Origin of the sequence: Roseobacter sp. HKCC-CH-9351 (assembly GCF_037830295.1) — a bacterium.
Taxonomy (GTDB): Bacteria; Pseudomonadota; Alphaproteobacteria; order Rhodobacterales; family Rhodobacteraceae; genus M30B80.
In genome coordinates, this window is sequence record NZ_JBBLYM010000001.1 from 1,372,565 (window position 1) to 1,386,564 (window position 14,000).

A 14,000-nucleotide genomic window follows, 5' to 3' on the forward strand; every position below is an offset into this window, starting at 1 on the left:
CCGTGCTACCAGTTTGACCAGAGGCATTACATGAGCAGCCAATGGTCGATATAGCCAAAGAGCAGCCAAATGACTGGTGGGAGGTCGAAGCCCTTTTCGATCTGTGCTTTGCGCCCGGGCGCACGGCCCTGAGTTCCTATCGCTTGCGTGATGGGGTGCCGCCTGTTGAGGAGCTCTGTCTCATAGCCCGCGATGACTATGGCGCGATTGGTGGGGCGATCCGCTTTTGGCCCGTGCGTGTCAGGGCCAAAGAGGCGTTGTTGCTTGGTCCGATTGCCGTGCATCCCACCCGTCAGGGGGAAGGTTTGGGCGGGCTGCTGATCCGTGAAGGTCTGCGGCGGGCTGACGCCTTGCACTGGTCGCGCACCATGTTGGTGGGGGATGCCCCGTATTATAGCCGCTTCGGGTTTCACCGCCTCGAGGGGGTAGAGATGCCACCACCCACCAACCCTGCTCGCATTTTGGGCGTTGGGGATTGGTCAGGGGTCACGGGGAAAGTGACGCGTTGGGGTGCCTAAGCGAGGCGCGCCAAGATCAAATCTGCGGCTTTTTCGGCAATCATGGTCACGGGGGCATGGGTATTTCCCGAGGGGATGGATGGCATCACGCTGGCATCCGCCACAGACAGGCCCGAAATCCCGCGCAAGCGCAACTCTGGGTCAAGCGGCGCGTTTTGAGCCGCTCCCATTCGAACGGTTGAGACAGGGTGAAAAATCGTGGTTGCGATATCGCCTGCGGCGCACACCAGATCACCTTCGCTATTGATATGGGTGCCAGGTTTGATTTCTTGCGGTGCAAAGGCGCGCAAGCGTTCGGTTTGCATCAGGCGGCGGGCATGTTTGATGCTATCGACCGCCACGCGCTGATCAGCTTCAGCCGATAGGTAATTCGGGTCAATGACAGGGGCGGCGTTTGCATCGGGCGAGGTGATATGCACCGAACCGCGGCTTTCTGGGCGCAGGTTGCAGACCGAGATGGTGAGGGCGGGGAAGTCATGCAAAGGCTGACCAAAAGCTTCAAGCGATAGGGGCTGCACATGATATTCGATATTAGCGGTTTCGTAATCGGAACTTGATTTCGTGAAAATACCCAGTTGTGAGGGGGCCATGGCCATCGGGCCAGATCGCTTGAGTGCATATTCAAGCGCAATTTTGGCCCGCCCCCAGAGCGAGGCGTAAAGGGTGTTGAGTGTTTTTGCGCCTGAAATGCGGAAAATCGTGCGGATCTGAAGGTGATCGGCGAGGTTTTCGCCAATCTCGGGGCTGTCTTGGATCACGGGTATGCCCAAACCCTGTAGGCGCTCCGCTTGGCCGATCCCTGACAACTCCAAAAGTTTCGGTGTGCCAATTGCCCCTGCGGCTAAGACCAACTCACCACGGATTTGGATGTCTTTGACGATCCCGTTTTGACGATAGCGCAAGGCGCGAACGCGCCCCTCGGTGATGACGATTTGCTCGGCCTCGGCATTCGTTACGATCCTCAGGTTCTTGCGGGTTTTGGCAGGATCAAGGAAGGCGCGGCGCGCATTCCACCGCAAACCGCCTCTTTGGGTCACTTCGAAATATCCCGCGCCCTCATTGTCGCCTGTGTTGAAATCATCTGAGGGCGGGATGCCCATTTCAGCGGCGGCTTCCCGCACCGCATCTAAAATTTCCCATGACAGGCGCTGATTTTCCACGCGCATTTCGCCGCCTGCGCCATGCAGGGCGTCCGCGCCGCGATGATAATCTTCCGAGCGTTTGAAATAGGGCAGGACATCCTCCCATCCCCAGCCCGTATTGCCCATCTGGCGCCAAAGATCATAGTCGCGCGCTTGGCCGCGCATATAGATCATTCCATTGATTGAGGAGCAGCCCCCTAAAACCCGCCCACGCGGATAGTTGAGCGCGCGCCCATTCAACCCCGCCACAGGCGCGGTTTTATAGCACCAATCAAGGCGCGGATTTCCCATCGCATAGAGATATCCCACGGGGATATGCACCCAAGGGTGGCGGTCATGCCCACCCGCCTCTAACAACACGACCTTGTGCTTGCCATTTTCAGACAGGCGATTGGCCAACACACATCCCGCTGACCCTGCGCCGACAATCACAATATCCGCTGCCTGCATAATTTGACCTCGATTGCTTTTTATATGCCCGCTTCAATACGGGCTTTTCTTGTTGCAGAAAGCTTCATCCCTGGGCTTGAAAGTTTGCTTTCAGGCCCAAGCCATGCATATGCCAAGAGGCAGGGATCAAGATCCGCCGTTGTTATCCGATGTTCGTCACCGGGGCGGTTTAGGATTAACGAACCTGGCGCATGAACTGCGACCTCGTTTTCAGACCAATCGCCCGCGACCGAGATATCGCTTTCTTCAATTTCCGCATGGCTGTGTTGCGGGTAAGTGGTGCGGGGGGCAAAGAGAACAAAACCCAAGATCATCTTTTCAGAATAGATCGGCCCGCGCGGCATCACCACGGGATTTGTGTCAAATACCTGCGAGATGCCTTCACGCACCCGTTTGCGGTGGGTGCGGATTGGTTTTGATCCCCCCGCCGAGCCGCGCCTGTAAAGCGCCTCAAACTCGCGCAAGAGATAGACCCAATTTGGAAAGGCCATAAGCCGCTTTGGGGCCTCAACCTCAAGCGCTAAAGGGGCAAGGGGGGCTGTCATAGCTGCTATCCTTTTGGGGCCCTATCAGGCCAGTGCCGCATTCAAAGGCACAACCACGCGGCCGCGGATTTTACCTTCAAGAAATTTTGGCGCCTCTGCGATGACATCTTCAAGGGCCATTTCATGGGCGATTGCCGCCAATTTGCTCATATCCAAATCTTTGGCCAGGGCCGCCCATGCATCAATCCGCTCATCGCGCGGCACCATGACACTGTCGACCCCCAATAGGCTGACCCCGCGCAAAATGAAGGGCGCGACCGAGCTTGGCAAATCCATGCCTGCGGCAAGGCCACAGGCGGCGACAAGCCCACGATATTTCATTTTCGAGATAACATTAGCCAAGACGGTGCTGCCCGCAACATCGACCGCGCCTGCGAAACGCTCCTTGTCGAGGGGACGGGGTTTGCCTGCGAATTCCTCTCGCGGCAGGATTTCGCTTGCGCCCAAGGATTTAAGATAGGCTTCTTCCTCGGCGCGGCCCGTGACCGCACAGACAGTAAATCCTTTCGCCGCCAAAAGGGCCACTGTAACACTGCCAACACCGCCCGCGGCCCCCGTGACCACGACCTCGCCCGCCTCTGGCGTGAGACCGGCCTTCACCAAGGCGCTGACGCAGAGCTGCGCGGTATATCCTGCCGTGCCGATCTCCATCGCTTGGCGCAGGCTGACACCATCGGGAAGTGGAACCAACCAATCGCCCTTGAGCCGTGCGAAACGCGCCAAACCGCCCCAATGTTTTTCACCAACACCCCATCCGTTCAAGACCACCCGATCGCCGGGATTATAGCGTGGATCTGCGCTTTCACGGACGATGCCCGATAGGTCAATGCCGGGAACCATCGGAAAACCGCGCACCACTGGCGCGGCCCCTGTGATGGCGAGCGCGTCCTTGTAATTCAAGGTTGACCAAGCCACTTCGACCAAAACATCCCCCTCGGGCAAGTCTTCCTTGGCGATTTGGCGCAAGGCCACGCTTTGCTGATCATCCTCTTTGCTGATTACGATGGCATCGAACATAGGGCATCTCCTTTTGGGGTGGTGTTAAGTTGTGCAAGAAATCGCGCTGCAAACAGGCGCAAGGGCGCAGGCCCGCGTTCCAATTTGGCCCGCAAAACGGCGCCCTCCCATCCGATCCAGAACATTTGCGCCAGATCGGCGGGGTTTTGATGGGGGGATATCTCGCCCTGATTTTGGGCAAGCTGTAGAACCCGCGCCAAGCGGGCTTGCCAATCTTCCAAGGTCGCAATGAGATCGGCTCGAAATTCTTCGGGCAATGCGCCCATTTCTTGGCCCAGATTGCCAATCAAACATCCGCGCCGAAAGCCGTGACGGGCCATGCCCGCCTCGGCCGCCGCAGCAAAGGCCGCGACACGGGCAAGCGGGGCAAGACTGTCATCGCTCAAGTGGCGTTCCATCTTTGCCACGAAATAGGCGCGATAGGCCGCGATGGCGGCGCGACCGAAGGCGGCCTTGCTGGGAAAATAATGATAGAAACTGCCCTTTGGCACACGGGCATGCGTCAGGATCATATCAAGCCCGACCGCAGAATAACCCCGCTCTGTGAGATGCACCAACCCGGCGCGGATCAATCGCTGATAGGTGGCCGCGTCTTGGGGCGCAGTGGCGGGGCGGCCACGGCGTTTGGGGGCGTCATATGTCACATCGGCTAAGCTCATGCGATATTTCTTAGACGGCTCGGTCTAATAATAAAAGCCCTCATTTTTCGGGCGGCATAAATTCCGCTTGCCACGAGCGCGGAACCCGTCAGGATGCCACGGCAAAGCCAACATAAAGGGAGGGACAAACAGGTGAGCAAAGTAGCGATTGTAACGGGGGCCGCGCGCGGTATCGGATTGGCCACCACTGATCTTTTCCTTGAGATGGGCTGGCGGGTTGCGATGGTGGATCGCGATGCGGCCGAACTTGGCGCGACATCCACCCCGCGTGATGGGGCCCTAGGGTTTGTTTGCGATGTCTCAGACCCTGAGGCTGTGGCAGAACTGGCGACCCAGATCAGCGCCAAAATGGGGCGCGTGGATGCTTTGGTGAATAATGCAGGTGTCGCGGAATTTGGGCCGATTGAAGAATGCGATTTCACAACATGGCGCCGTGTCATGGCGACCAATTTAGATGGCGTTTTTCTGATGTCACAGGCAATGACGCCTGCGCTAAAGGAAACCCATGGCGCGATTGTCAATATTGGGTCAATTTCTGGTCTGCGGGCGTCAACCTTGCGGGTGGCTTATGGCACGACCAAGGCGGCTGTTATTCATTTGACCAAACAGCAGGCGGCAGAATTGGGCGAATACGGCATTCGTTCGAATTGCGTCTGCCCTGGCCCTGTGCGCACGAAATTGTCGATTGCGGTGCATTCGCCCGCCATCATCGCCGCCTATCATGATGCGATCCCGCTCAATCGTTATGGGTCCGAGCGTGAGATTGCTGAAGCGATCTGCTTCCTATGCAGTGAAAAAGCGAGCTACATCTCTGGTCAAATACTGGCTGCGGATGGGGGGTTTGAGTCGACAGGCGTTGGGCTGCCTGCGCTGCGCAGCTAGGGCCTAATGGCCGTTTTGATTAGCGAGCCAGTTTGCAACCGCGCAGCGCACGCTCATCGCCCCTGTTGCCTGCGCTTCGCGGATCACGGCGCGCAGTTCGCGCAAATCAACCCGCCGCAAGAGGCTTTTGACGGGGCCGATGGAGGCGGGGCGCATCGACAATTTGCGCAAACCCATCGCGGCAAAGCACAACGCCTCAAGGGGGCGGCCTGCATCCTCGCCACAAAATGACAAATCGGTTTCAGTTTCCGCGCACCGCGTGACGATCATTTCTAGGAAATTCAAGAAACTGACATTGAGCGTGTCATAGCGGCGGCGCACCTGTTCGTTCTCGCGGTCAGCGGCGAAGAAGAACTGCTTAAGGTCATTGCCGCCGATTGAGACAAAATCAGCCATTTCAAAAAATTGGCGCGGTGCGAAAGCAAGGCTTGGGGTTTCCAGCATGGCCCCGATTTTAAGGGTTTTGGGCAAGATATGTCCCAAGGCCGCTTCGCGATCCATTTCGCGCAAAAGATGATCACGGGCCTCGGTGAATTCTTCAAGCTGGGCCACAAAGGGGAACATGACCGAAAGCGGGCGGCCGTGTGCCGCGCGGATTAGGGCCTGCAACTGCATCCGCATAACGCCCGGTTTATCAAGACCCACGCGGATCGCGCGCCACCCCAAGGCGGGGTTTGGTTCTTCTGGCCGCTTCATATAGGGCAGCACCTTATCCGACCCAATATCAAGCGTGCGAAACACCACGCGCTTGCTGCCTGCTGCATCCATGACGCGAGAATAGAGCGCGGCCAATTCCCCGCGCCGTGGCACTTGATTGCGCGTTAGAAATTGCAATTCCGTGCGAAATAATCCTACGCCTTCAGCACCTGACGAGGGCAGGGAGGGAAGATCCGCCATAAGGCCCGCATTCATCTCAAGCGTGATACGCGTGCCGCAAAGCGTCTCGGCGGGTTTGTCACGGATCGAGGCATAGCGTTTTTGGGCTGCGGCCTGCATGGCGATTTTATCGCGAAACGCCTTGGCCACATTCTCTTCGGGCCGCAAATGCACGATGCCCTGCTCGCCATCGACCAAAATCGGGTCACCGTTCAGCGCCTCGGTTGTGATACGTTTGGCATTGATGATTAGCGGAATGGCAAGGGCGCGGGCCACAATCGCCGCGTGACTTCCAACCGATCCCTCCTCAAGCACCACGCCTTTGAGGCGGCGGCCATAATCCAACAATTCCCCTGGCCCAATGTTGCGTGCCACGAGAATCGGGTGTTCGGGCATTTCCGCGCCCGTGTCGCCGCCTTGACCTGTCAAAATCCGCAAAAGGCGGTTTGAAAGGTCGTCTAAATCCTGCAAACGTTCGCGCAAATAGGCGTCAGGCACAGTTTCGAGCCGCGCGCGGGCGGCTGATTGTTCTTTTTCAACGGCTGCTTCGGCCGATAGGCCGCGCGCAATGTCCTCTTGCATCCGTTTGATCCAACTGCGCGAATTGGCGAACATGCGATAAGCTTCGAGAACTTGGCGTTCCTCGCTGTCATCGTTGTCCATACGGGTCAAAAGCTGATCAACCGATTGGCGCAGCGTGGCGATTGCATCCGATAGGCGGGCTTGTTCGGCCTCTGGATCATCGGCTACGGGGCGGGTGACGACCACGCGCGGTTCGTGTAGGTAAACCGCGCCTTCGGTCACGCCCTCTTGCGCGACACCGCCACGGATCATCACCTGCGACTGGTGACGAGCCGATAAAGCCTCGCCCTCACCGACAAAGGCGCCAAGTTCTGTCATTTCAGCCAGAACCATCGCGACAACCTCTAGGGCATAGAGTTCATCTTCCGAATAGCTGCGCGCCTCTTTCGATTGCACAACCAAAACGCCAAGCCGTTCCCCTAAGCGCTGGATTGGCACGCCTAAGAAACTGGAATACCGCTCTTCGCCCGTCTCAGGCATATAACGAAATCCACGCGCGGCGGGGGCGTTGGGGGTGTTAATGGGTCGGGCATCGCGGGCAACGCGCCCCACCAGACCCTCGCCGAGGCGCATTCGGGTGACATGAACGGCCTCTGGGGCCAAGCCCTCAGTCGCGCAAAGCTCGAGGGTGTCGGAATCGCGCAGCAGGTAAATCGAGCATACCTCCGTGCCCATCGAATCGGCGATCAGATGGGTGATACGGTCAAGTCGCTCCTGTCCTGCGCCTGCTTCGGCCAAACTGGCTTGCAGGCGGCGCAGCAATTTGCGGCTCTCGGTTTCCGTGCGCTCTGGCATAGTCCCTCATTTAGCCCCATGGGGGCTTGTCGTTCGGCCTAGACATACCGCCCGATGCAGGTGTCGCGCAACACAGGGTTAGCGCAATCCGCGCCTTGCGGCATAAATTTGCACGAAACTCGGGCCTTTGGTTGAAAAAAGCAGCGACAAAACGTGCGCAATGCGCGCGCATCGGTTGACCACTTCAAGGCTTGGCGCTAGACCCTGCGCTGACCGGACACCCTTTGCCACGGTTCCTGACAACCGAGGGAGAGCATCTTGCAAGACCTTCTTTCTGAATACGCGCCAATTTTGATCTTTCTTGCCATGGCCATCGGCCTTGGCCTGATCCTGATTTTGGCTGCTGTGATTGTCGCTGTGCGCAATCCTGATCCTGAAAAAGTTTCCGCCTATGAATGTGGGTTCAACGCCTTTGATGATGCGCGCATGAAATTTGATGTGCGTTTCTATTTGGTGTCGATCCTGTTCATCATCTTTGATTTGGAAATCGCGTTCCTGTTCCCGTGGGCGGTTGCCTTCCCAGATATGTCGATGACGGCGTTCTGGTCGATGATGGTGTTCTTAGGCGTGCTGACCATTGGCTTTGCCTATGAATGGAAAAAAGGAGCGCTGGAATGGGAGTGATGACAGGTCAAAACACCGCAGGTGTGGACAAAGAGGTCGCCACCCAAGCGCTTAATCGCGAGCTTCAGGATAAAGGGTTTTTGCTGACCTCGACAGAGGACATCATCAACTGGGCGCGCACGGGCAGCTTGCATTGGATGACATTTGGTCTGGCGTGCTGCGCGGTTGAGATGATGCACACCTCAATGCCGCGCTATGATGCGGAGCGGTTCGGGATCGCCCCACGCGCCTCTCCACGCCAGTCGGATGTTATGATCGTGGCGGGCACTTTGACCAACAAAATGGCCCCTGCGTTGCGCAAGGTTTACGACCAGATGCCTGAACCGCGCTATGTGATCTCGATGGGATCTTGTGCGAATGGCGGCGGTTACTACCATTACAGCTATTCCGTTGTGCGCGGCTGTGATCGGATTGTGCCAGTGGATATTTATGTTCCTGGCTGCCCTCCGACCGCTGAAGCGCTGCTTTATGGTATCCTTCAGTTGCAGCGCAAAATCCGCCGCACGGGAACGATTACGCGCTAAGGCGCATCTTTGGGCGCAAGGCGCTCGAACCAAAAAGAGAGTGACGCAATGAGCGACCAGGCCTTGCAAGAATTGGCGAATTATCTGGCCGAAAAGCAGCCCGAAGCCGTGATGGGCAGCGCCATCATACGCGGCGAATTGACGGTTGAGGTCTCTTTGGCCCATCTTTTGGATTTCGTGGAATTCTTGAAACTCGACCGCAATTGCGCCTTCTCGACCTTGGTCGATGTGACCGCTGTGGATTACCCCGGTCGGGAGCGGCGCTTTGATTTGGTCTGGCATTTCTTGTCCATGTATCAAAATCAGCGCATCCGCCTTAAAGCAGCGCTGCGCGAGGATGAGATGGCCCCCTCTATCGTGTTGATTCATCCATCGGCGAATTGGTTTGAGCGCGAAGTGTTCGATATGTTCGGCATCCTTTTCACAGGCCACCCCGATCTGCGCCGCATTTTGACCGATTACGGCTTTCGCGGTCATCCGTTGCGCAAGGATTTCCCGACCACTGGCTATGTTGAGCTGCGCTATGACGAGGCGCTCAAGCGCGTGGTCTACGAGCCTGTAAAACTGGTTCAGGAATACCGCCAATTTGATTTCATGAGCCCATGGGAAGGCGCGCAATATGTGCTGCCCGGGGATGAGAAGGCAGACCAAGCCAAGGAGGCGCAGAAATGATGGACGGCTCCAAAGGATTTGAAGACGCGCTGACAGGCGAGCAGAAAATTCGCAATTTCAATATCAATTTCGGGCCACAACACCCCGCAGCGCATGGCGTGTTGCGTTTGGTGCTAGAATTGGACGGCGAGATTTGCGAGCGCTGTGATCCCCATATCGGCCTTTTGCATCGCGGCACAGAAAAGCTGATGGAAAGCCGCACCTATCTGCAAAACCTGCCTTATTTCGACCGTTTGGATTACGTTGGCACGATGAACCAAGAGCACGCATGGTGCTTGGCGATCGAACGTATGACAGGTGTCGAGGTGCCGCGCCGCGCCCAGTTGATCCGTGTTCTCTATTGCGAGATCGGGCGTATCTTGAACCATTTGCTGAACGTGACCACGCAGGCAATGGATGTGGGCGCGCTGACGCCGCCCCTTTGGGGCTTTGAGGAGCGCGAAAAGCTGATGGTGTTCTACGAGCGCGCCTGTGGTGCGCGTTTGCACGCGGCCTATTTCCGCCCCGGTGGCGTGCACCAAGATCTGCCCCATGAATTGATTGCGGATATCGATACATGGGCGAAGGACTTCCCGCGCGTGTTGTCAGATATTGACGGGCTTTTGACCGAAAACCGCATCTTCAAACAGCGCAATGTCGATATTGGCATTGTTACTGAAGAAGATATTCAAAACTGGGCATTCTCGGGGGTTATGGCCCGCGGGTCTGGTTTGGCATGGGATTTGCGCCGCGCACAGCCCTATGAATGCTATGACGAGTTCGAATTCCAAATCCCTGTGGGCAAGAATGGCGATTGCTATGATCGCTACCTGTGCCGCATGGAGGAAATGCGCCAATCCATTTCGATCATCCGCCAAGCCTGTGCTAAGTTGCAACTGCCCGAAAATCAGGGCGATGTTCTGGCACGCGGCAAGATCACCCCGCCCTCACGCGGTGAGATGAAAACCTCGATGGAGGCGCTGATCCATCACTTCAAACTTTATACCGAGGGCTTCCACGTCCCTGAGGGCGAAATTTATGCCGCCGTCGAGGCCCCGAAAGGTGAGTTTGGTGTCTATCTGGTTTCTGATGGCAGCAACAAACCTTACCGCTCTAAGATCCGCGCCCCTGGATTTGCGCATCTTCAGGCGATGGATCACCTATGCCGCGGCCACCAATTGGCGGATGTGTCTGCTGTTCTTGGGTCGCTTGATGTTGTGTTTGGTGAGATTGACCGCTGATCTCCGATCGGCCTTTGCAGCGGCGGGATCACCGCCGCGTTCAACCTGTTGACGGAAAACTTTACGATGCTCAGACGCCTTCATTCGGAACAGCCAGATAGCTTTGCCTTTACCCCTGAAAATCAGGCATGGGCTGAGGCGCAGATCACCAAATACCCTGAAGGACGTCAGGCTTCGGCGATTATTCCCCTGTTGTGGCGCGCACAAGAACAGGAAGGGTGGCTCAGCAAGCCTGCGATTGAATTTGTCGCTGATATGCTCGGCATGGCCTATATCCGCGCCTTGGAAGTCGCGACCTTCTATTTCATGTTCCAATTGCAGCCCGTGGGCAGCGTGGCGCATATTCAGGTTTGCGGCACCACCTCCTGCATGATCTGTGGCGCGGAAGATTTGATTGGCATTTGCCGCGAGAAAATTGCCCCCAACCCGCATGAGCTGTCAAAAGATGGCAAGTTCTCGTGGGAAGAGGTCGAATGTTTGGGCGCCTGTTCCAACGCGCCAATGGCGCAGATCGGCAAGGACTATTACGAAGACCTGACGGCGGCGCGCCTGTCTGAGATTATTGATGAATTGTCGGCAGGCAAGGTGCCGACACCTGGGCCACAAAATGGCCGCTATACATCCGAGCCTGCATCGGGTCTGACCAGTTTGGCCGCACATGAAAAGGGCCGCGATCCGCTGAATGCCTCTGCGCGATTGGCGGCAGATATCGGTGATACGGTCAAGCGGATTGATGGCACCGAGGTGCCATTGCTGGCCCCTTGGGGTAAGCAGTCATCGGCCGGTCTTCCCAAGGAGGCCGCGCGGCCCAAACCCGCAAATGCGGCGAAGAAAGCGCCTGCGAAAAAGCCTGCTGCTAAGAAACCAGCCGCCAAAAAAGCGGCAGCAAAGCCCGCATCGCGCAAGCCAAAGTCGAGCGAATAAGCGGCTTTACCATTCAAAATTCGGATCAATTCCACAAAAAACCCGCCTTTATGGCGGGTTTTTTACATGTCACCCCATGAAAAGATGTTTTTTATATGTGAAAAGATAGGGTAAGTTGCCGGACATTAAGGCGCGACAGGCGCATGTCGAAATCAGTGATCAAAAATCTACGATCAGACGGGGGAAAATAAATGAGCGAGAATTCAGGGGGTTTGACCTGTGCAGCTGTGTCATGGGGCTTGGCGGCATTGGTCGGGGCATTTGCAGCGGTGCTTGTGGCAGTCCTTGGCGATTGGAGCTTTATGCAAGCCGTGTTTGCGGCTGTGATCGTGGCGGTTGGTGTGGGGTTGTTTTTGATGCTCACGCTGTGTCGCAGCTTGCCTGAGCCCGCCAATAAGAGCGTTTCTGCGCCACAGCCCGTAGCGCCAAAACCCGCGGCCCCGAAGGCGGCAGCACCTGCTGCATCCACAACCACAAAACCTGCTGCAAAACCTAAAGCCGCCTCCAAGCCAGAAGCAGCGGCGAAACCCAAAGCCACAGCAAAACCCAAAGCGGCTGCCAAAGCCGCCGCACCCGCGGCCACCACAGGCGCGGGCACGCGCCCTGCCGCCTTGAGCGCCGCGCGCGCCTCAGGAGCGGATGATTTGAAAATGATCAAAGGCGTTGGCCCGAAACTGGAGGCGTTGCTCAATCGTTTAGGGTTTTACCATTTTGACCAAATTGCCTCTTGGACGGCGGATGAGGTTGCATGGGTTGATCAGAACCTCGAAGGGTTTAAGGGCCGCGTCAGCCGCGATAATTGGGTTGCGCAAGCCAAAACCTTGGCAGCCGGTGGGCAAACGGAATTCTCAAAACGCGTTGGCGATGGGGATGTCTACTAAGTCCTAATGCGAATTCCTTCAAAAGGCGGCCCTGCATCCCAGATACGGGGCCGCTTTTTCTTGCAGCTTGCAGCCACCCCCGTTAAAACCCCGAGCAAATGACATGCCATGTTGCAGACCAAATGAATGACCCGCAAACTGCCAATGCAAAACGCTGAAGATGCCGCGCTCGACCGCAAGGGGCGGGTGGCTGCCTTGGTTATTGCGGGGGCAATGCTATTGTGGATGTTGATGCAGGCCATCGGTGCCCATCTTGGGTGGCCTGCGAGACTGGCTTTTTTGTTTGACCTTGCGGCAATTGCGGCCCTTTTCTGGGCGCTTGTGGTAACGTATCAGGTATGGCAAGGCCGTAAAAAACTCCGTGCGGGGCACGGGCAGCGCCAGAACGACAAGGACTAGGACATGCTTCAGGATAAAGACCGCATCTTTACCAACATCTATGGGATGCATGAGCGCGGCCTGAAAGGCGCAAAGGCGCGGGGCCATTGGGATGGCACCAAAGACCTGATTGCGCTGGGCCGTGACAAAATCATTGAGATCATGAAAGCATCGGGATTGCGGGGCCGTGGCGGGGCAGGGTTCCCCACAGGTCTGAAATGGTCCTTCATGCCGAAGGAAAGCGATGGTCGCCCGTCATACTTGGTGGTGAATGCGGACGAATCTGAGCCTGGCACCTGTAAAGACCGCGAGATCATGCGCCATGACCCTCATACGCTGATTGAGGGATGTTTGATCGCCTCTTTCGCGATGGGGGCCCATGCCTGCTACATCTATATCCGCGGTGAATATATCCGCGAACGCGAGGCCCTACAGGCCGCGATTGACGAATGTTATGATGCGGGCCTTCTGGGCAAAAATGCCGCGAAATCGGGTTGGGATTTTGATCTATACCTGCATCACGGGGCAGGGGCCTATATTTGCGGCGAGGAAACCGCGCTTCTTGAAAGCCTTGAGGGCAAAAAAGGCATGCCACGCATGAAACCACCCTTCCCTGCGGGGGCGGGTCTTTATGGATGCCCGACCACGGTGAACAATGTCGAATCAATCGCAGTTGTGCCGACCATTTTGCGCCGTGGGGCTGAATGGTTTGCGGGCTTTGGGCGCCCCAATAATGCAGGGACAAAACTTTTTGCAATTTCTGGCCATGTGAACACCCCATGCGTGGTGGAAGAGGCGATGTCGATCACATTTGAGGAATTGATCGAGCGTCATTGCGGCGGCATTCGCGGTGGCTGGGATAACCTTAAGGCGGTCATTCCCGGTGGATCATCTGTGCCCTGTATCCGTGGTGAGGATATGCGCGAGGCCATCATGGATTTTGATTATCTGCGCGAACAGCGCTCTGGCCTTGGCACAGCTGCGGTGATCGTGATGGATAAATCCACAGACATCATCAAAGCGATTTGGCGCTTGTCGAAATTCTACAAGCACGAATCTTGTGGCCAATGCACGCCTTGCCGCGAAGGCACGGGCTGGATGATGCGCGTGATGGATCGTTTGGTCAAAGGCGAGGCATCGGTTGAAGAAATCGATATGCTGCTTGATGTGACCAAGCAGGTTGAAGGTCATACAATTTGCGCGCTTGGTGATGCGGCTGCATGGCCGATCCAAGGTTTGATCCGCAATTTCCGTGATGAAATTGAAGATCGCATCAAATCAAAACGCGGTGCCGCGATTGCAGCAGAATGA

Annotated in this window: 14 protein-coding genes and 1 pseudogene; 10 read left to right on the plus strand and 5 right to left on the minus strand. The window is 56.7% G+C overall.

Annotated features, from left to right (window positions below; all coding sequences use genetic code 11):
- Positions 1 to 41: 41 nt before the first annotated feature.
- Positions 42 to 518 (plus strand): GNAT family N-acetyltransferase, encoded by a 477-nt coding sequence (locus tag AAC632_RS06995; protein WP_340297360.1) that lies wholly within the window; start codon positions 42 to 44, stop codon positions 516 to 518.
- Here AAC632_RS06995 and AAC632_RS07000 read toward each other — a convergent pair.
- From AAC632_RS07000 to acuR, 4 genes are read right to left on the minus strand one after another with little or no spacing between them, the layout of a single operon-like run.
- Positions 515 to 2,110 (minus strand): GMC family oxidoreductase, encoded by a 1,596-nt coding sequence (locus AAC632_RS07000; RefSeq protein WP_340297358.1) that lies wholly within the window; start codon positions 2,108 to 2,110, stop codon positions 515 to 517. The two genes, AAC632_RS06995 and AAC632_RS07000, sit on opposite strands and share 4 nt — an antisense overlap.
- 20 nt (positions 2,111 to 2,130) lie before the next feature.
- The gene (locus tag AAC632_RS07005; protein WP_445322643.1) at positions 2,131 to 2,655 is read right to left on the minus strand and encodes a dimethylsulfonioproprionate lyase family protein; all 525 of its coding nucleotides are present in this window, start codon (positions 2,653 to 2,655) and stop codon (positions 2,131 to 2,133) included.
- A gap of 24 nt (positions 2,656 to 2,679) precedes the next feature.
- The gene (acuI, locus tag AAC632_RS07010; protein ID WP_340297356.1) at positions 2,680 to 3,672 is read right to left on the minus strand and encodes an acrylyl-CoA reductase (NADPH); all 993 of its coding nucleotides are present in this window, start codon (positions 3,670 to 3,672) and stop codon (positions 2,680 to 2,682) included.
- Positions 3,654 to 4,331 (minus strand): acrylate utilization transcriptional regulator AcuR, encoded by a 678-nt coding sequence (gene acuR / locus AAC632_RS07015; protein WP_340297354.1) that lies wholly within the window; start codon positions 4,329 to 4,331, stop codon positions 3,654 to 3,656. The genes acuI and acuR overlap by 19 nt, the downstream gene beginning before the upstream one ends.
- A 132-nt stretch (positions 4,332 to 4,463) precedes the next feature.
- On the opposite strand from acuR, the gene AAC632_RS07020 reads away from it, so the two are divergent.
- The gene (locus AAC632_RS07020; protein ID WP_340297351.1) at positions 4,464 to 5,213 is read left to right on the plus strand and encodes an SDR family NAD(P)-dependent oxidoreductase; all 750 of its coding nucleotides are present in this window, start codon (positions 4,464 to 4,466) and stop codon (positions 5,211 to 5,213) included.
- 3 nt (positions 5,214 to 5,216) lie between these two features.
- Here AAC632_RS07020 and ptsP read toward each other — a convergent pair whose 3' ends face one another.
- Entirely contained in the window at positions 5,217 to 7,466 is a 2,250-nt protein-coding gene (ptsP, locus tag AAC632_RS07025; RefSeq protein WP_340299903.1) for a phosphoenolpyruvate--protein phosphotransferase, read from the minus strand.
- Between the two features lie 258 nt (positions 7,467 to 7,724).
- Between ptsP and AAC632_RS07030 the strand changes: the two genes are divergently transcribed.
- The 8 genes and pseudogenes from AAC632_RS07030 (at position 7,725) to nuoF (ending at position 14,000) form a co-directional block, all read left to right on the plus strand.
- The gene (locus AAC632_RS07030; protein ID WP_317656069.1) at positions 7,725 to 8,090 is read left to right on the plus strand and encodes an NADH-quinone oxidoreductase subunit A; all 366 of its coding nucleotides are present in this window, start codon (positions 7,725 to 7,727) and stop codon (positions 8,088 to 8,090) included.
- A complete protein-coding gene (locus tag AAC632_RS07035; RefSeq protein ID WP_317656068.1) occupies positions 8,081 to 8,614 on the plus strand; it encodes a NuoB/complex I 20 kDa subunit family protein in 534 nt (177 codons plus the stop codon). Before AAC632_RS07030 ends, AAC632_RS07035 begins: the two co-directional genes overlap by 10 nt.
- Before the next feature lie 48 nt (positions 8,615 to 8,662).
- Complete coding sequence (locus AAC632_RS07040) at positions 8,663 to 9,286, plus strand: NADH-quinone oxidoreductase subunit C (protein WP_340297348.1); 624 nt, start codon at positions 8,663 to 8,665, stop codon at positions 9,284 to 9,286.
- On the plus strand, positions 9,283 to 10,506 hold the full coding sequence (locus AAC632_RS07045) for an NADH-quinone oxidoreductase subunit D (protein ID WP_340297346.1): 1,224 nt from the start codon (positions 9,283 to 9,285) through the stop codon (positions 10,504 to 10,506). Before AAC632_RS07040 ends, AAC632_RS07045 begins: the two co-directional genes overlap by 4 nt.
- Before the next feature lie 66 nt (positions 10,507 to 10,572).
- A pseudogene (nuoE, locus tag AAC632_RS07050) lies at positions 10,573 to 11,406 on the plus strand (NADH-quinone oxidoreductase subunit NuoE); the annotation flags it as partial.
- Positions 11,407 to 11,621: 215 nt separating this feature from the next.
- Positions 11,622 to 12,311, plus strand: coding sequence for a hypothetical protein (locus AAC632_RS07055; protein ID WP_340297345.1), 690 nt, complete (start codon positions 11,622 to 11,624; stop codon positions 12,309 to 12,311).
- A gap of 126 nt (positions 12,312 to 12,437) precedes the next feature.
- Entirely contained in the window at positions 12,438 to 12,710 is a 273-nt protein-coding gene (locus AAC632_RS07060; protein WP_317656064.1) for a DUF5337 domain-containing protein, read from the plus strand.
- Between the two features lie 3 nt (positions 12,711 to 12,713).
- Entirely contained in the window at positions 12,714 to 14,000 is a 1,287-nt protein-coding gene (gene nuoF / locus AAC632_RS07065) for an NADH-quinone oxidoreductase subunit NuoF (protein WP_340297343.1), read from the plus strand.

Excerpts from the sequence above, each read along its gene's own strand:
- AAC632_RS06995 (WP_340297360.1), top strand. The coding sequence starts at position 42 with ATGGTCGATATAGCCAAAGAGCAGCCAAATGACTGGTGGGAGGTCGAA.
- AAC632_RS07000 (WP_340297358.1), bottom strand. The coding sequence starts at position 2,110 with ATGCAGGCAGCGGATATTGTGATTGTCGGCGCAGGGTCAGCGGGATGT.
- AAC632_RS07005 (WP_445322643.1), bottom strand. The coding sequence starts at position 2,655 with ATGACAGCCCCCCTTGCCCCTTTAGCGCTTGAGGTTGAGGCCCCAAAG.
- acuI (WP_340297356.1), bottom strand. The coding sequence starts at position 3,672 with ATGTTCGATGCCATCGTAATCAGCAAAGAGGATGATCAGCAAAGCGTG.
- acuR (WP_340297354.1), bottom strand. The coding sequence starts at position 4,331 with ATGAGCTTAGCCGATGTGACATATGACGCCCCCAAACGCCGTGGCCGC.
- ptsP (WP_340299903.1), bottom strand. The coding sequence starts at position 7,466 with ATGCCAGAGCGCACGGAAACCGAGAGCCGCAAATTGCTGCGCCGCCTG.
- AAC632_RS07035 (WP_317656068.1), top strand. The coding sequence starts at position 8,081 with ATGGGAGTGATGACAGGTCAAAACACCGCAGGTGTGGACAAAGAGGTC.
- AAC632_RS07040 (WP_340297348.1), top strand. The coding sequence starts at position 8,663 with ATGAGCGACCAGGCCTTGCAAGAATTGGCGAATTATCTGGCCGAAAAG.
- AAC632_RS07045 (WP_340297346.1), top strand. The coding sequence starts at position 9,283 with ATGATGGACGGCTCCAAAGGATTTGAAGACGCGCTGACAGGCGAGCAG.
- AAC632_RS07055 (WP_340297345.1), top strand. The coding sequence starts at position 11,622 with ATGAGCGAGAATTCAGGGGGTTTGACCTGTGCAGCTGTGTCATGGGGC.
- AAC632_RS07060 (WP_317656064.1), top strand. The coding sequence starts at position 12,438 with ATGACCCGCAAACTGCCAATGCAAAACGCTGAAGATGCCGCGCTCGAC.
- nuoF (WP_340297343.1), top strand. The coding sequence starts at position 12,714 with ATGCTTCAGGATAAAGACCGCATCTTTACCAACATCTATGGGATGCAT.